At 44.8% G+C, this 16001-nt stretch carries 19 protein-coding genes; 17 read left to right on the forward strand and 2 right to left on the reverse strand.

Annotated features, from left to right (window positions below; all coding sequences use genetic code 11):
• The first annotated feature begins 3 nt into the window (after positions 1-3).
• The 11 genes from hisH to ACK8P5_RS01195 all read left to right on the forward strand — a co-directional run bounded on the left by hisH (position 4) and on the right by ACK8P5_RS01195 (position 9122).
• Entirely contained in the window at positions 4-627 is a 624-nt protein-coding gene (gene hisH / locus ACK8P5_RS01145; RefSeq protein WP_422659176.1) for an imidazole glycerol phosphate synthase subunit HisH, read from the forward strand.
• Between the two features lie 23 nt (positions 628-650).
• Complete coding sequence (hisA, locus tag ACK8P5_RS01150) at positions 651-1382, forward strand: 1-(5-phosphoribosyl)-5-[(5-phosphoribosylamino)methylideneamino]imidazole-4-carboxamide isomerase (protein ID WP_422661334.1); 732 nt, start codon at positions 651-653, stop codon at positions 1380-1382.
• Positions 1383-1466: 84 nt separating this feature from the next.
• Positions 1467-2225 carry an imidazole glycerol phosphate synthase subunit HisF gene (hisF, locus tag ACK8P5_RS01155; protein ID WP_422659177.1) on the forward strand — a complete coding sequence of 253 codons (759 nt, stop codon included), beginning with the start codon at positions 1467-1469 and terminating at the stop codon, positions 2223-2225.
• Entirely contained in the window at positions 2222-2923 is a 702-nt protein-coding gene (hisIE, locus tag ACK8P5_RS01160; protein ID WP_422659178.1) for a bifunctional phosphoribosyl-AMP cyclohydrolase/phosphoribosyl-ATP diphosphatase HisIE, read from the forward strand. Before hisF ends, hisIE begins: the two co-directional genes overlap by 4 nt.
• A gap of 15 nt (positions 2924-2938) precedes the next feature.
• A complete protein-coding gene (gene hisJ, locus ACK8P5_RS01165; protein ID WP_422659179.1) occupies positions 2939-3763 on the forward strand; it encodes a histidinol-phosphatase HisJ in 825 nt (274 codons plus the stop codon).
• 189 nt (positions 3764-3952) lie between these two features.
• Entirely contained in the window at positions 3953-4900 is a 948-nt protein-coding gene (locus ACK8P5_RS01170) for a ribose-phosphate diphosphokinase (RefSeq protein WP_422659180.1), read from the forward strand.
• A 144-nt stretch (positions 4901-5044) separates the two neighbouring features.
• Positions 5045-6712 carry a tetratricopeptide repeat protein gene (locus tag ACK8P5_RS01175; protein WP_422661335.1) on the forward strand — a complete coding sequence of 556 codons (1668 nt, stop codon included), beginning with the start codon at positions 5045-5047 and terminating at the stop codon, positions 6710-6712.
• A gap of 55 nt (positions 6713-6767) precedes the next feature.
• Positions 6768-7721, forward strand: a complete 954-nt coding sequence (trxB, locus tag ACK8P5_RS01180; protein WP_422659181.1) for a thioredoxin-disulfide reductase — start codon at positions 6768-6770, stop codon at positions 7719-7721.
• A 150-nt stretch (positions 7722-7871) separates the two neighbouring features.
• Positions 7872-8090, forward strand: coding sequence for a hypothetical protein (locus tag ACK8P5_RS01185; RefSeq protein ID WP_422659182.1), 219 nt, complete (start codon positions 7872-7874; stop codon positions 8088-8090).
• 3 nt (positions 8091-8093) lie between these two features.
• On the forward strand, positions 8094-8639 hold the full coding sequence (locus ACK8P5_RS01190; protein WP_422659183.1) for a GNAT family N-acetyltransferase: 546 nt from the start codon (positions 8094-8096) through the stop codon (positions 8637-8639).
• Between the two features lie 12 nt (positions 8640-8651).
• Positions 8652-9122 carry a hypothetical protein gene (locus tag ACK8P5_RS01195; protein ID WP_422659184.1) on the forward strand — a complete coding sequence of 157 codons (471 nt, stop codon included), beginning with the start codon at positions 8652-8654 and terminating at the stop codon, positions 9120-9122.
• A 52-nt stretch (positions 9123-9174) separates the two neighbouring features.
• Here the strand turns inward: ACK8P5_RS01195 and ACK8P5_RS01200 are convergent, their stop codons facing one another.
• Positions 9175-9663, reverse strand: coding sequence for a GNAT family N-acetyltransferase (locus ACK8P5_RS01200; protein ID WP_422659185.1), 489 nt, complete (start codon positions 9661-9663; stop codon positions 9175-9177).
• Between the two features lie 135 nt (positions 9664-9798).
• Entirely contained in the window at positions 9799-10254 is a 456-nt protein-coding gene (locus ACK8P5_RS01205) for a DUF2642 domain-containing protein (protein WP_422659186.1), read from the reverse strand.
• A gap of 117 nt (positions 10255-10371) precedes the next feature.
• On the opposite strand from ACK8P5_RS01205, the gene ACK8P5_RS01210 reads away from it, so the two are divergent.
• The 6 genes from ACK8P5_RS01210 to ACK8P5_RS01235 all read left to right on the forward strand — a co-directional run bounded on the left by ACK8P5_RS01210 (position 10372) and on the right by ACK8P5_RS01235 (position 15902).
• Positions 10372-11418, forward strand: coding sequence for a CotH kinase family protein (locus tag ACK8P5_RS01210; protein WP_422659187.1), 1047 nt, complete (start codon positions 10372-10374; stop codon positions 11416-11418).
• 117 nt (positions 11419-11535) lie between these two features.
• Positions 11536-11817, forward strand: coding sequence for a hypothetical protein (locus tag ACK8P5_RS01215; protein WP_422659188.1), 282 nt, complete (start codon positions 11536-11538; stop codon positions 11815-11817).
• 176 nt (positions 11818-11993) lie between these two features.
• Entirely contained in the window at positions 11994-12827 is an 834-nt protein-coding gene (locus ACK8P5_RS01220; RefSeq protein WP_422659189.1) for a creatininase family protein, read from the forward strand.
• Positions 12828-13076: 249 nt separating this feature from the next.
• A complete protein-coding gene (locus tag ACK8P5_RS01225) occupies positions 13077-13583 on the forward strand; it encodes a YcxB family protein (protein WP_422659190.1) in 507 nt (168 codons plus the stop codon).
• Positions 13584-13807: 224 nt separating this feature from the next.
• Positions 13808-14788: an NAD-dependent epimerase/dehydratase family protein gene (locus ACK8P5_RS01230; protein WP_422659191.1), complete on the forward strand. Its 981-nt coding sequence runs from the start codon at positions 13808-13810 to the stop codon at positions 14786-14788.
• A 142-nt stretch (positions 14789-14930) separates the two neighbouring features.
• A complete protein-coding gene (locus ACK8P5_RS01235) occupies positions 14931-15902 on the forward strand; it encodes an NAD-dependent epimerase/dehydratase family protein (RefSeq protein WP_422659192.1) in 972 nt (323 codons plus the stop codon).
• The last annotated feature ends 99 nt before the right edge of the window (positions 15903-16001 follow it).

Raw genomic sequence — 16001 nt, forward strand, 5'->3', positions numbered from 1 at the left:
CCCATGGCAATCGCAATTGTGGATTATGGTATGGGCAACCTGCACAGTGTAAGTAAAGCAGTGGAGCGGCTCGGATATGAGCCGCTTGTTACCGGAGATCGCGAAGAAATTTTGGCGGCGGATGGTATTATTTTGCCTGGTGTTGGAGCATTTGGAGATGCTATGGAACACTTACGTGAGACAGGGCTTGATGAGGTGATGAAGGAGGCTGCAGCTGGTACGAAACCACTGCTTGGTATATGTCTCGGCATGCAGTTGTTATTCACACAAAGTGAGGAGCATGGACGTCATGAAGGGCTCAACATTTTGCCTGGATCCGTTGTCCGGTTTACGGGTGGTGAGTACAAGGTGCCTCATATGGGTTGGAACCGTCTGCAGTTCAAGAACCCTGATCATCCGCTGTTTGCGGGGCTTGAGGAAGGGCATGTGTATTTCGTGCATTCATATCATGTCCTTCCTGAGGCAAAGGCCCATTTGCTTGCAGTAACGGATTATGGGAAGGATGTAACGGCAATCGTGGGAGATGGCAGTGTCTACGGTATGCAATTTCACCCGGAGAAGAGCGGAGAGCTTGGCATGAGTCTGCTGCGTAATTTTTTGGCGCTAACAGAATCGAAGGGGTTATAAAAAAAGAGGAAGCGGGGATGAACATGTCATCATTTATCATATATCCAGCAATTGATATTCTTGGAGGCAAGTGTGTCAGACTTGTGCAAGGTGACTATAACCAAGAGACCATTTACAACGATAGTCCACTGAAAGTTGCGCGTTCATGGGAAGAACAGGGTGGCAAGTTTATTCACTTGGTAGATCTGGATGGTGCAAAAGCAGGACATCCCGTTAATGATGCGATTATCGGTGAAATTGCTGCAAAAATGAATGTGCCGGTACAAGTTGGCGGCGGACTCCGCACCCTTGCTGATGTTGAGCGTCTGCTCTCTCTTGGCGTAAGCCGGGTGATTATCGGAACCGCAGCGATTGAAGATCGCGCTTTTACAGAGGAAGTACTGGGGAAATACGGGGACAAGGTCGCAATCGGGATTGATGCACGAAACGGCTTTGTTGCTACACGCGGCTGGCTGGAGACTTCTGAAGTTCAGGCTGAAGTGCTTGCCAAGGAGCTGGCTTCAAAAGGCGCAGAGACGTTTATTTTTACGGATATTTCTCGCGATGGCATGATGCAGGGACCAAATGTGGAAGCTATTGTATCTCTGGCAAAAGCAAGTGGTCGTACGGTAATCGCTTCTGGCGGCGTAACGAAGCTGGATGATCTTAAAGCGCTTAGTCAGCACCGTTCAGATGGTGTTGGTGGTGCGATTGTAGGTAAGGCACTTTATACAGGCAGCATTGATCTGAACGAAGCTGTAAACGTGATTGGATAGAGATCCATCGCTTTTTAGCTTTTTGAGTGATGTTATTTAAGATATTAGTCAATGGAGTGAAGATCTAGGGAAGAGGGCGAGAGAATGCTGGCTAAGCGGATTATTCCATGTCTGGACGTAAAGGACGGACGGGTTGTAAAAGGAGTTAACTTTGTCAATCTCCGTGATGCGGGAGATCCTGTGGAACTTGCTGCACTGTATGATCGGGAAGGCGCTGATGAGCTAGTCTTTCTGGACATCTCGGCATCTGTTGAAGGTCGTGCCACCATGGAAGAGGTTGTTCGAAGAACAGCAGGAGAAATCGCGATTCCGTTCACAGTCGGAGGCGGCATATCCTCAGTAGAAGATATGAAGCGGATCCTGCGTGCAGGTGCGGATAAAATAGGCATCAATACAGCGGCTGTGCGTCAGCCTGAGCTGATCTCGGCGGGTGCACGTCGCTTTGGCTCCCAGTGTATTGTTGTGGCTGTAGACGCGAAATACAATGAGGCATGGGGCGAGTGGGAAGTGTACACGCACGGCGGACGGACTCCATCCGGTATGAAGGCGCTGGAGTGGGTGAAGCAGGCAGAGTCACTTGGTGCGGGAGAGATATTATTAACGAGTATGGATGCCGATGGTACAAAAGACGGCTTTGACATTGCACTGACGTCTGCTGTATCCAGCTCCGTTGGAATCCCTGTTATTGCTTCGGGCGGAGCCGGAACTGAAGATCATTTCTATGATGTATTTACATCAGGCAAAGCCGATGCGGGTCTGGCGGCGACGATTTTTCACTATAAAGAAATTGCTATACCGGATCTCAAACACCAGTTAAAGCTAAAAGGAGTGGACATACGATGAGTGACGATATGAAACAGGATCTATCGTTGGAACAGATGATTGAGCATATTCGCTGGGACGAAGCAGGACTTGTGCCTGCAATTATTCAAGACGCTAAGAATAAACAGGTTCTGATGATGGCATATATGAATCGGGAGTCCATGAAGCTCACGCTGGAAAGTGGAGAAACGTGGTTCTGGAGCCGTTCGCGTCAAGAATTATGGCACAAAGGAGCAACATCCGGCAATATTCAATCCGTAGTGTCGATGGCATATGACTGTGATGGAGACACCCTTCTTATACAAGTAACGCCAAAAGGTCCTGCTTGTCATACGGGAGAGGTGAGCTGCTTCTTTAATGAGATTACGGTAGCTGGGGAACCGAGTCTTTCGGGTGTTGTAGATACACCAGCATTAAGTGATCGCTTTGAGGTGCTTGCGGAACTTGAGGAGATCATTGCGAAGCGTGAGATCGAGCGCCCAGAGGGAGCTTATACAACGTACTTATTCGATAAAGGCGTTGATAAAATCCTGAAAAAAGTCGGTGAAGAAGCGTCCGAGACGATTATTGCGGCTAAAAACCGTGATAACGATGAGCTGCGTCTGGAAGTTAGTGATCTCATTTACCATCTGTTAGTTCTATTGCAGGAGCGTAAGCTACCGCTTGATGATATATTGGATGAGCTGAGCCGCCGCCATGAACGGCCTCGCCGGGACTAGGGAGGCTTAGATTGGATGTATATTGACTACCATACGCATCATGCGCGCTGTGGCCATGCTGTTGGTGAGCTGGAAGAGTACGTAAAGCGGGGCATTGAGATGGGCCTACATCAGATTGGATTATCCGATCATATGCCTCTCATCCATGTAAAACCGGAAGATTATTATCCTGAGATGGCTATGCCTATGGAGGAGCTTCCTCGTTATGTGGAAGAGTGCATGACGCTGAAGGAGCGCTATAAAGGCCAGATTGAAGTTCGGGTTGGTCTCGAAGGAGATTATATCGAAGGCTATGAGCGGCACATCGAGAAGATCATTCAGGATTATCCTTGGGATTATGTCATCGGCTCTGTCCACTTTCTAGGGGAATGGGATATTACAGATTTTCGTCAAACCCATGGCTGGGAAGGAAAAGACCCTTTAGATGTATATCGCAAGTATTATGATGCGGTCCAAAAAGCAGCTGCGACTGGTCTTTATGATATCATGGGCCATCTGGATGTCATTAAGCGATTCGGCTTTAGTCCTGGCGTGGAACATACCGATGAAGTGATCGCTTTGGAACAAGCTGCGCTTGCTGCCGTCAGTCGAAGTGGAAAAGCTATGGAACTGAATGCATCGGGCTTATCGAAAGCCTGTGAGGAGATGTTCCCGAGTCGTAGAATGCTTGAAGAAGCAATCAGACTTGGCATTCCGTTAACGCTTGGTTCAGATGCACATCAACCGCAGAAGCTGGGAGAGCATTTGGACACAGCACGCGAACTTCTCGAAGAGCTTGGGGTTGAGAAGATCGCAACCTTTCAAAATCGGGTCAGGAAAATGGTTCTTTTGAAAGAATAGGACAAACCAATGTATAATAGGAATAAGTGTACAAGCAAATGTGGCTGTTTTCGTTACTATCGCATCCTCTGTATAGAGTTTGGTGCAGGTGCGGAGACGGCCTGCTTTGGTGATAGCCCCCTTTAGGAATAGACATCAAGCATGCATTAAGAATCGTACCTAACCACTTTCGGTATCCAGGAGGACCCAATGTATCATAAACTTCGATTATTCGCTGGCTCATCTAATCCACAGCTTGCAGCGAGCATTTGTGAAAAACTAGGTGCCCCATTGGGCAAAATGAAAATTTCTCGCTTTCAGAGCGGTGAAATTTATGTTCACTACGAGGAAAGCATTCGGAACTGTGATGTATTTCTGGTTCAGTCATTCTCGCATCCCATTAATGAAATGTTCGTAGAACTGCTTGTTATGATTGATGCAGCGAAGCGGGCCTCGGCTCGGACTGTGAATATTATTGTTCCCTACTACGGATATGCTCGTCAGGAGCGCAAATCGGCACCACGTGAACCGATCTCGGCCAAAATGGTAGCAGATGTTCTAACAACAGCCGGTGCGAATCGTGTGATTACAATTGATCTGCATGCACCAGCGATCCAAGGCTTTTTCAATATTCCTGTCGATCATCTTACAGCGCTTGATCTTATCACGAATTATTTGAAAAGCAAGCAGATCGAGAATCCGGTCATCGTCTCCCCAGATGCTGGACGTGCCACGACTGCTGAAAAGCTTGCTAGTCGCCTAGGGTCACCCTTCGCTATTATGATCAAGCAGCGTCCAGCGCATAATGAGTCTATCATTACGCATGTTATTGGGGATGTGAAAGACCGGACACCTATTATTATCGAAGATTTGATTGATACAGGTTCGACGATTGTTCATGTAGTTGAAGGCTTGAAGGAGCGCGGTGCAAGAGATGCTATTGTGTGTGCAACGCACGGGGTATTTTCAGGCCAAGCGCTTGATCGTCTTGACCATGCTCATATCGAAGAGCTTGTCGTTACGGACTCCATTGCACTACCTGATCAACATAAGGAATTTGTAAAAGTGTTATCCGTCGCTCCGATGTTGGCACAGGCTACAAATATCATTACTGAAGGTGGATCTATAGCAACATTATTTAAAGATGCCGGGGTGTAAAAACCGGCGTCTTTTTATCTGCAAATAGACGGTGTAACGTGTTATACTGTTGTGGATAGAGGAGCAAGTTAAAGGAGGTGTCTTGCTTCCGTGAATAGATATCAAGCCGGGTCAGATGACCCTCACAATATTATACCTATCGAAATGAATGCTAACTTTTTCTTTGATCGTGCGGTGAAGTCGCTTGATCGTTTCCAATATGACAAGGCACTGAAATATTTTCGCAAAGCTGTTGAATATGAACCGGAAAATCCGGTGAATCATTGCAATATGGCGGGTATATTATCAGAGACGGGCGATTATGAAGGCTCGAATAAGGTGCTACAGCATATTTTGGATAAAGTCGATTCTTCCATGACGGAATGTTATTTCTATATGGCGAACAATTACGCCAATATGGAGCTTTTCGAAGAGGCGGAAAAGGCATTGGTTACGTATCTGGAGGAAGACTCCAGCGGACAGTTTATGGACGAGTCAGAAGAGCTGATGGAGCTTCTTCATTACGAGCTCAACCGTCCTGCGAAGCTCAGCCGTATCAAGAGCCGCGAAGGCATGGTGGAGCATGAGCGTGCCCGTGAGCTGCTTGAAGAAGGGAAGTTCGCACAGGCTGTGAAAATGCTCGAAGAGATCGTGGCCGATTGTCCTGATTTCCTAGCAGCACGAAACAACCTGGCGCTTGCCTATTATTATATGGGGCGGTTCGCCAAGGCGAAGCAAACCATTGAAGAAGTGCTGGATCAAGAGCCTGGGAATCTGCATGGATTGTGTAACCTGGCGATTTTCTTTCAGCATGAGGGAAATACAGAGCAGCGTAACCGCTTAGTGGAAATGCTGGCCGCGACGATTCCTTTTCATCAGGAGCATGTATTCAAGCTGGCAACAACGATGGGCATCTTGGGTAAACACGAAGAGGCATACAATCATTTCAAGCGGTTATTAAAGGATGAGGAGTTCAGTAGCGATCCGAGTCTTTATCATTATACGGCGGTTGCAGCGTGCAACAGCGGACATTATGAGGTGGCAGCGAAATATTGGCGTCATGCTAAGAAGCTGGATCCGGAGTCCGTCATTCCGGATTTTTATCTCGCTCAATTGCAACAGCGGAAAGCGACTGGAACAGAAGTGATGAAGGTAAGTTATCATTACCACCTTCCGTTTGAGGAACAATTTAAACAGTGGGAGCATGATGGAGAAGTGATGACAGAGGAGGCGAAGCATAATCCGCTTATCCGCTCTTCATTCTTCTGGGCACTTCGCCATGGTGATCCCCACATTAAATTGCAGGTCATCCGTACGTTAGAGCTGATTGCAGATGATGAAGTGCAGCATGCACTTCGATCTTTCCTGCAAGAGCCGGGTGAGGATGCAGATCTGAAGGATGCAGCGCGCCTAGTACTTCAGCAGCTGGAGAGCAAACGGAGCCGGAATCAGGACCGTGAGACAGCAGCGAAGGGAATGGAAGTATTACCTGACTGGCATCCGACCTGGCAGGAAGTATTAGATAAAGCTTATCAGATGATGGACAAACGGGCAGATCATTTCTGGAAACGGGAAATGGAGACGCTATGGTCCGAATTCCTCAGCAAGCTCTATCCTGATATTCCGAATATCCGTAATATTTCGGGATGGGCAGCAGCGCTTGTGTATATGACGGCCAAGAAACGCGGACGTGCCTTGACGTATGAAGAAGTTGCAGCACGTTATGAAATATCCTCTTCTACTGTACGAAGATATGCACGGCAGATCGACCAAGCGTGCGAAAGTGATGAGCAGCACGATGAGAAGTTTCGTCCGTTTACAGAAAACATCTAGAATTAGGGTAAGATATTAAATAACTACATTGACGATATCCAAGGAGGCCTTCAAAATGTACAAATCAATCGTAATTGGAACAGGGCCAGCCGGCCTGACGGCAGCCATCTATTTGGCTCGAGCTAACATGAAACCACTCGTAATCGAGGGTATGCAGCCGGGAGGTCAGTTGACTACAACGACTGAAGTGGAGAACTTCCCAGGATTTCCTCAAGGTATTATGGGACCAGAGCTGATGGATAACATGCGTCAGCAAGCTGAGCGTTTCGGAGCGGAGTTCAAGAGTGCTTGGGTTGAGTCTGTTGACTTCTCAGAGCGTCCATTCAAAGTAAAAGTAGAAGGCATGGGAGAATTACTCGCTGAGACGGTTATTATCTCCACAGGTGCTTCTGCTAAATATCTCGGTATTCCTGGTGAACAGGAAAACGTCGGTCGCGGTGTAAGCACATGTGCTACATGTGACGGATTCTTCTTCCGTAATAAAAAAATTATTGTTGTGGGTGGCGGCGACTCCGCAATGGAAGAGGCTAGTTTCTTAACTCGTTTCGCTTCCAGCGTAACACTGGTTCACCGTCGTGATGAGCTTCGTGCTTCGAAGATCATGCAGGACCGTGCTCGTGAGAATGAGAAGGTGGAGTGGGCTCTGAACCGCTCGCCAATCGAAGTAGTAACTAGTGAAACAGGTGTAAAAGGACTTAAGGTCCTAAATAACGAGACAGGCGAGGAAGAGCTGATCGAAGCGGAAGGTGTATTTGTGGCTATTGGTCATACACCAAACACCGCTTTCCTTGGAGGTCAGATTACGACAGATCCAACAGGTTATATTCTCGTTAAGCCAGGAACAACGGAAACAAACATCCCAGGTGTATTTGCATGTGGTGATGTCCAAGATACGCGTTATCGCCAAGCCATTACTGCTGCAGGTTCCGGTTGTATGGCTGCAATGGACTGTGAGAAGTTTATTGAGGGTCATATGATTCATGACTGGAGCGAGACGCTCGACAAGTAATAGCTTTCACTTGAGACCAAGAAGCCGGGTAGCCGGCTTCTTTTTTTGTATGGACTTACGTGGTGAAATTTATAGTTCGGTAAGGCCTTATGGTACAATTTAAACAGCTTGTGTAACGGGTGATTTTAGAAGAATCGGAGGCTTTGTTAGATGGATAAAGCGATCAGGTTTAGAGCAGCTATTACCGTATTGTTTGGATTTATTGGCGTGGCGTTAGCTAGTACTACCGTGTATTTATTCAGAGTGGATCAGAATCATAGCAGCATTAGTGCACTTATGTTTCTAACGCTGTTATCAATACTCTTCACCGTAGGACACATGGCATCTCTATTTATAATGATTCGCAAGAAAGCAGAGGAAAGGGCATAATCTATGATCGTATACGAGCATAACAAGCTGAGCGTTCGTCATCTGAAAGAGGCCGATGCAGGTCTGCTGGTGAAATGGCTGAGTGATCCTCAGGTGTTAACCTATTATGAAGGTCGGGATCGTCCACACGATCTGGCGTTGGTGAAAGAACATTTCTATAATGGGGATGAATCCAATGTCCGTTGTATCATACAGTACGAGGGTCAAGATATTGGATATATTCAGTATTATCCTATTACTGATGAGGAACGGACAGAGTACGGATATGATGATTTTCCAGGAACGATCTTTGGTATGGATCAATTTATTGGGGAGACGGATTTCTGGAATCGGGGAATTGGAACTGAACTCATTACATCTATGGTCCGTTATTTGATCAATCATGCAGGGGCGGAGAAGGTTGTGATGGACCCACAGGCATGGAATGAACGGGCACTGAGGGTGTATGAGAAAGCTGGTTTTGTCCAAAAGAAATATCTCCAGCGTCATGAATGGCATGAAGGTGAGTATCGTGATTGTTGGGTTATTGAATACGCAAGCACGAAATGAGGAGAGACAATATTGAATAAATTTATTGAGAAAAATAAACATGCATTAATTGTTCTAGCACCTTTAGTATTAGGTTGGTTGTTTAATATACTGATTTATTACGTACCATTCTCAGGTATGCTGATCTGGACACTGAATCTCGGATTTGTGTTGTTCTGGTTCTGGGGAGGAAGGCAGTTTGCAAAGCTATCCATGAACAAGGTATATAGCTTCTTATTAGGCAACTCGATATGGTTTATATCCTTGTTACTCTATATATGGCAATTTCTTATATTGGATGATGCTGCTCGTAGCTTGGCTATTGCGGGCTTGTCACAATATTATATGTTGTTCATGCTCATCATCGGAACGCAGATTCAATTGATGTATTCTGGGGATATTAATTCGGTTGATATTGTACTCATCTCGTATGTTGTGATGCTGGTTGTGTTTACATTAGGGTTTATCTATCAGGTGGTTAGAGGTAAGGATGTTAAATCTTAAAAAAACGGCGATGGTCTCTCGGATTGAAATCGGGAGAGGTCGCCGTTTCTTGTTATAAATCTTGAGACAGTCGTACCATATCATATAGACGTATGCCATTCTCGTAAATTTCCTCATCATAATGACGGATGAAAAAATCTCTATCGATCCCCGTCATCCGGAATCCACATTTTTGATACAGTGCCAGTTGACTGACTCCTGTGCTACCCGTTCCAACTTCAATCGTGCTGAATCCGAGCTGCCGAGCGGACTGTAACGCATGGTTGACTAGTTGTTTACCAATTCCTTGTCCATGCAAAGATTCATCAACGGCAATATTAACGAGTTCTATTGTACCTGGCCGGGTGGGTAGTAGCACATATACTCCAACGATCCCATTCTCCAGTTCAGCAACAAAGCATTGTCCGCGCTGTATGTATTCTTCTACAAGCTTTTTCGAAGGATCCGCTAATAGTAGTAAATTCATCGGAGGCTGCTCGCTTGTCCCGAGTCTACGAATGTTTAAGTTCAGCAAACACTTTACAACTCCTATTCTATCCATAATGAAAAGAGAAACGAATGTTCAATCACATGAAGTGGGCTTTCGCATATATTATTATAAACTGTTCCGTCAAGGAGCATTAAGGAATAGACCTGCTAATGCCCCTGACAAAAACAGTACCTAAAATATGATTTATTAACAATCACACGATCTGCGTTTTCGCGGACGCATGCACTTATTCGTTGAGCGGTGGCGTCTAAGGCGGCTTCTTCTGTGGCAGTGTTTGCGATGGTGGTGACGTCTCATGCGGTTGCGACAAGGTTTGCAGCCATGTGAGTGATGCTCGTGGTGTTCATTAGCGCAGGATTGACTGCCCTGAGAGTGGTTACCGTGGGAGTGGTTTCCATCTGATGGATGACCGCTGCTATGGTGATGTCCGTGAGACTGGTTTTCATGAGAGTGATGATCCATTACGTGGTGAATATGAATATCTCTCACATAATGAATGGAGCCATCTCCGGATTGGATTACCAGATGGTCAGGAAATACTTGAAGCAGATTACCTTCCACATCACCGGGGCCTCCGCAGTCGACTTTTACCTGTCTACCTACTAAATTTGCGACTTCATACATGTTAACAGGCATACTCATTCTCCTTTCCGATTTCGTTACTTTAGCATATGCACCCCTCCCGAGAAGGGGACTGGTTTAATATAAGCGACTGTAATAAAGCGGGCCAAAGTCTATCGGCTATAAGGAGGGACAATTGTGACTTTGCCGATATACCAGATATTTATTAATCATAGAGAGCATGCCCTTTTGAAAAGTGACATTTGGTCTGAGCGGTTCGTTCATGCATCCATGTTGTTAGGAGGGAAACGGATTCCGATACGGATTCGCTACCGTGGCGGGCATACCCGTGAATATCCTAAAAAATCGTATGAAATTCGTACATCGCAGGCTACCTACCATTTTAATGCGGAATATGATGATCCTTCGATGATTAGGAATGCGTTATCCTTTAAATTTTTTAATTCTATACAAGTATCAAGTCCGGCTACGCAGCATTGTGTGCTTCATATTAATGAACGAAGTGCTGGGGTGTATCTGAGGATTGAGGGAGTGAATGCTTCCTTTTTCAAACGGAGAGGCATTCCGGTAAAAAGCATTATTTATGCAGTTAATGATGATGCTGACTTTACGGATAAAACCTCGTCGAAGAAGTCTATGTTTTCTGGGTACAGTCTAATCAAGGGTGACAATCAGGATCGCGTCCAGCTGTCTCGGTTCATTCGTTATATTCATCTATATAAGAGAGACGAGTTACAGAAATATTTAATACGTCATCTCGATATCGGCAATTATTTGCGCTGGTTAAGCGGGGCTGTACTTACGGGCAATTATGATGGTTTTAATCAAAACTATACATTATTTGAGCATCGTACGAGAAAGCTGTACGGTATTATACCTTGGGATTATGAGGGAACATGGGGCAGAAACTGTTATGGTAAACTTGTAGGCTCTAATCTTGTAAAAATCCATGGCTATAATAAGCTTACCGAAAAGGTATTATCATACCCAGAATATCGCCAGCAATATAAAACACTGCTTGCCCATTTAATCGACACCGTATTTACGGTACGCCGCCAGCTCCCCATTGTGTACCGGCTGTATAACCAAATTTCCGATGATATGTATAAGGATGCAAGCCAAAAGTGGAGTACTCAATTATTCGATGGGGAGCCAGATACAATTCGATATTATATTGAGAACCGACGTGAGGATATTTCAGATCAGCTTCGGAGTCTAGATTAAACAGGAATATCCATTATAGTCATATAGTTGTTAATACAAGCTAAGAGACGATAAAATGTGATGACAGCAATCAGAAGTAATGTTCCTAGAACAGCATGTAGAAGGGAGCACGCGAACATGGCTATATTCGGTATGGTAGTTGGAATTATCCTTACCTTGGCTTTATCACTCTTCATGGGACCTTTTGGCGGGCTTTTCATGTTTGCAGTCATGTTTGGTCTAGTTTTTAGTATGCATCAAAAGAACAAACTGATCTATGAGGATCTGCAGATGATTAAAGAGAAGTTAGGGATCGAGGATACGGATGACGTGTTGATCAGCAATGAAGAAATCGAGAAAGAGTTAGAAGAGGAATTCGAGAAAACAACCGAAACGGAAGATAAGGACAAATCATTCTGATGATACGCATCAAAAAAACCGTACTTTCCATATCCATGGGAGTACGGTTTTTTTGATATAGGTTCCGATCCCGTGTTTAATGTATTCTAAATATAATTAGAATTCCTCTAAAAGTATAGACTTGTAATTTTTGGTATTCATAATACACTACATACAAAACGATTGGAGGAATGTATATGTCATATTCGATATTTAAGGATACCATGTCAGATATGAGCTGGACAGAGATTCAGTGCAGCATCGATAAGGGGGCCATTGTATTATTACCTACCGGCGTGATCGAGCAGCAAGGTCCCCATTTGCCTACAGGGTCAGACATTTATGTGAGTCACTTGATCTGTAGAAAGATCAAGGATCAGCTGCAGAAAGACAATATCGAATGTCTAATTGCACCACCTTTTTATTGGGGGATCAATGCCATCACAGGTGCATTCCCCGGCTCGTTTACTTCGAGAAAAGAAACTGTGAAAAATGTGTTGTTCGATATATTTGAATGTTTAACCAGATGGGGAGTGAAGCATGTCTTTATTGTAGATATCCATGGTGACCCGATGCATGGGGAAGCGTTGTACGAGGGTATTATGGCTGGCCGTGAAAGTCTAGGCATAGACATCCGCTCGGTCATTTCTCACTGGATTGCGGAGGATTTGGGCATTCATCCGGAGAATGAGAATTTCTTGATCTATACGGTGGAAATGTCGCTAGAAGATTTCCCTGCACCGAAGGAATATCTAGATATCCATGCGGGCGAAGGTTCAACTGCGCAAATGGTTAAGTTTTTCCCGGAGTTAGTGAATGTGGACCTCGCTAGACAATTGGAGCCGGCAAATCTGAATCACGACGATTTGAAAAAGTGGCATCAAGGTGGCGAAATCGCTAGAAATATTACACCTCTTGGATATTTTGGTGCTCCTGCAGATTTTGAGAAAGAGGATGTAGATCATCTGAATTTAGTAGATGCTATCAGTAAGTTTGCAACGATTCGGTTAAAGGAGTATTTGAAGCGATGAGAAAGAAGCCCCAGTAGATTACCGGGGCTTCTTCACTTACACTACATTTTTTAAATATGCTACCCACTGTTCATATAACTCTGTCTCCGAGCAATGGAAAATCATCTGGAATCCTATTATTTAAGCGAATATTTAATGAAAAATAAAAATCATCAATGTTCTTATACCTTGAGTTCGCTTATACTAGAGACGGTCCGGGAATGACTTATCCTGAAGGATATATTAATGAAGCTGGAGGGAAGTGTACATATGAAGGTTGTTATAGATTTAAAGAAAGAGGACTTCTGGAATTTTAATAAGTTTGTCATGTTCAATATGCCGAAGTATAGAATAGCGATGTTCTTCAGTCTGCTCAGTATCCCTGTCTCATGTATTATTATCTCGAAGTTGCTCGGTTCTGGCTGGGCATTCTCTATTGTTGCCGGTGCGATCATTGGTGGTCTAGCTGATGTTTTGTTCGTGTACAGAATTAAGAGTAGAACGATGAAGATGGTGGTGAAGACGGGTGACGGCGTAGTCGGGGAGCATTTAATTGAAGTCAATGATAAGGGGCTTTATGATGCTACCGTGAAAAGTAAGTCTCACTGCGCTTGGAGTGATATCCACGATCTTAAGCAGGATAAGGACAATCTTTATCTTTTTGTTAATAGCATGCAGGCAACCATCGTTCCGAAGAGATCCTTCGCTAATCAAGCTGAGGAGCAAACATTTATCCAGCAGGTGGAGCAGTATACCAAGAAGCAATTTAATAAGTGAAGTTGAATCGAAAAGTCCCTCTGAGTTGAGAAAAGAACTTAGGGGGGCTTTTTATAATGTTTTTATAATGATGAGATAGTGAGATTTGAGGACATATTTATAGATTGTTATTTTTTTCACAAATTAGACTCATTCCACAAGGCACATTAGTTAAAATTTAGGTAAAATGAAATTGAGGAAAATATTAGATGGATTGATGTTTCCTCTAATAACCTGTATTGGGGATGGACTTCGTGAAGAAAGTATTCGTATTAGGTGGAACTGGATTTTTAGGGTATTTTACAATTAAAGAACTATTGAAACGCGGATATAAAGTATCGACAGTATCGCTGCCTCCCATGCCAACTGAAGATCTCTTACCTAGTGAAGTGGAGTGCAGGTTAGGAAACATCAATGATATGACAGATGATGAAGTTCTGGACCTGCTGAAAGGCGTTGATGGATTCGTATACGCGGCTGGAGCAGATGAAAGGGTTGTACCAGAAGCACCAGCTATGAAGTTCTTCTATGAAGCGAATGTACTGCCAACGCAGCGTCTTGCTCGGTTAGCAAAGCAAGCGGGTGTAAAGAAATTCGTATTGTACGGTTCGTACTTTGCTCACTTTGCTGAAGTGTGGACCGATCTCCCTCTGAAAGATAACGCGTATCCACGTACGCGACTGTTACAAGAAGAGGTGGCGTGCATGGAAGGTGAAGGAGCCATGGATGTAACAACCCTTCGATTACCGTATATTTTCGGCGTGATGCCAGGGCGTATGCCACTCTGGACCATGTTCGTAGACAGGGTCAAAGGCCAACAGATTGTTCCGGTTCTTGGTGGCGGTACGGCGATGGTAACTGCACAGCAGGTGGCGGAAGCGACCATCGGAGCAATGGAGTATGGTGCGCATCGAGGTAAATATGCGATATGCGGCTTGAATATGAAACACAGCGAGTTCCATCAGATGGTAGTGGATGCCCTGGGACAGACGGATAGTACCGTAACCGTAGTGCCGCTAGAGCAGATCAAGCCTGCAATGGAGCAAGTGGACGCTCAAACAGCTGCGGCAGGCAAAGAGCATGGCATTCATATGAGCGTAGCAGTTGCTGCTCAGGACAGAGATGCCTACCTTGATCCAGCGGACACGATGCAAGTACTGAAATTTAACGAAGATGATGTCCGTGCATCGATTGTGGAGACACTTCGCAAATGTGTGCAGGGCTAGATTATAGACGTAATACGAGAACCCATGGATTTCCACGGGTTCTTTTTTATTTGTATCTTTGTAAAAATGGGTAAAGGACAGGAGGGGGATATTGAAATTCGCTAAGCTCATTCCCCAACTTAGCTGATAGGAGATGGACTTCATGAAGAATGTATTCGTATTAGGTGGGACCGGATTTTTAGGTTATTTCACCGTAAAGGAATTATTAAATCGGGGTTACCATGTATCCACGATATCTCGGCATTCCATGCCGGTAGATGGTCTTTTGCCTCCTGAGGTGAAGCATAATGTTGGGAATATCAATGACATGTCAGATGGAGATATACTGGAAATGCTAAAAGATATCGATGGATTCGTATATGCTGCTGGAGCAGATGAACGGACACTACCTGAGGCGCCGGCGGTGAAATTTTTCTATGAGGCCAACGTGTTGCCAACACAGCGTATCGCCAGATTAGCCAAACAAGCTGGTGTGAAAAAGTTTGTATTGCTGAATTCGTATTTTGCACATTTTGCGGAAGAGTGGTCTGACATTCCTTTAAAATCTAATGCTTATCCTCGCTCAAGAATACTGCAGGAGGAAATAGCATGTATGGAAGGTGAGGGAGGAATGGATGTGATGAGCATTCGTCTGCCTTACATTTTCGGTGTGATGCCAGGACGGATGCCACTCTGGACGATGTTCGTAGATCGGGTGAGAGGCCAAAAGGTCATTCCAGTTCTGGGCGGCGGAACAGCTATGGTTACAGCACAGCAGGTAGCCGAAGCAACGATTGGAGCGTTGGAGCATGGTGTGCACGGTGGCAAGTATTCGATTTGCGGTATGAACATGAAGCATAGCGAATTTCACCAGATGGTAGTCGATGCTTTGGGACAGGAAGAGAGCAAGGTTACAGTGGTTCCACTAGAACAGATGAAGCCTGCAATGGAGCAGATTGATGCAAAAAATGCGGACTCAGGAAAAGAACAGGGTGTTCATATGAGCATGATGGCTGAAATACAAGACCGGGATGCCTATCTCGATCCCGCAGATACCATGCCTATTCTTAAATATAAGGAGTACGATATTCGTGCATCCATTGAAGAAACGCTTCGTAAATGCATTCAAGGATAGTTTCTAACGAAATGAAGAATAGTATATAGACCTCTTAAAGAGCTCACACTGTTTCTTGGTGTGGGTTCTTTTTCAGAGAGTAAACTTCTTATTAACTAA

Origin of the sequence: Paenibacillus sp. EC2-1 (assembly GCF_049311625.1) — a bacterium.
In the GTDB taxonomy this organism is placed as follows: Bacteria; Bacillota; Bacilli; order Paenibacillales; family Paenibacillaceae; genus Paenibacillus_AQ.

What these genes read in the sequence shown, in the direction of transcription:
- hisH (WP_422659176.1), top strand. Translation starts at nt 4, where the DNA reads ATGGCAATCGCAATTGTGGATTATGGTATGGGCAACCTGCACAGTGTA.
- hisA (WP_422661334.1), top strand. Translation starts at nt 651, where the DNA reads ATGTCATCATTTATCATATATCCAGCAATTGATATTCTTGGAGGCAAG.
- hisF (WP_422659177.1), top strand. Translation starts at nt 1,467, where the DNA reads ATGCTGGCTAAGCGGATTATTCCATGTCTGGACGTAAAGGACGGACGG.
- hisIE (WP_422659178.1), top strand. Translation starts at nt 2,222, where the DNA reads ATGAGTGACGATATGAAACAGGATCTATCGTTGGAACAGATGATTGAG.
- hisJ (WP_422659179.1), top strand. Translation starts at nt 2,939, where the DNA reads ATGTATATTGACTACCATACGCATCATGCGCGCTGTGGCCATGCTGTT.
- ACK8P5_RS01170 (WP_422659180.1), top strand. Translation starts at nt 3,953, where the DNA reads ATGTATCATAAACTTCGATTATTCGCTGGCTCATCTAATCCACAGCTT.
- ACK8P5_RS01175 (WP_422661335.1), top strand. Translation starts at nt 5,045, where the DNA reads ATGAATGCTAACTTTTTCTTTGATCGTGCGGTGAAGTCGCTTGATCGT.
- trxB (WP_422659181.1), top strand. Translation starts at nt 6,768, where the DNA reads ATGTACAAATCAATCGTAATTGGAACAGGGCCAGCCGGCCTGACGGCA.
- ACK8P5_RS01185 (WP_422659182.1), top strand. Translation starts at nt 7,872, where the DNA reads ATGGATAAAGCGATCAGGTTTAGAGCAGCTATTACCGTATTGTTTGGA.
- ACK8P5_RS01190 (WP_422659183.1), top strand. Translation starts at nt 8,094, where the DNA reads ATGATCGTATACGAGCATAACAAGCTGAGCGTTCGTCATCTGAAAGAG.
- ACK8P5_RS01200 (WP_422659185.1), bottom strand. Translation starts at nt 9,663, where the DNA reads ATGGATAGAATAGGAGTTGTAAAGTGTTTGCTGAACTTAAACATTCGT.
- ACK8P5_RS01205 (WP_422659186.1), bottom strand. Translation starts at nt 10,254, where the DNA reads ATGAGTATGCCTGTTAACATGTATGAAGTCGCAAATTTAGTAGGTAGA.
- ACK8P5_RS01215 (WP_422659188.1), top strand. Translation starts at nt 11,536, where the DNA reads ATGGCTATATTCGGTATGGTAGTTGGAATTATCCTTACCTTGGCTTTA.
- ACK8P5_RS01220 (WP_422659189.1), top strand. Translation starts at nt 11,994, where the DNA reads ATGTCATATTCGATATTTAAGGATACCATGTCAGATATGAGCTGGACA.
- ACK8P5_RS01225 (WP_422659190.1), top strand. Translation starts at nt 13,077, where the DNA reads ATGAAGGTTGTTATAGATTTAAAGAAAGAGGACTTCTGGAATTTTAAT.
- ACK8P5_RS01230 (WP_422659191.1), top strand. Translation starts at nt 13,808, where the DNA reads ATGGACTTCGTGAAGAAAGTATTCGTATTAGGTGGAACTGGATTTTTA.
- ACK8P5_RS01235 (WP_422659192.1), top strand. Translation starts at nt 14,931, where the DNA reads ATGAAGAATGTATTCGTATTAGGTGGGACCGGATTTTTAGGTTATTTC.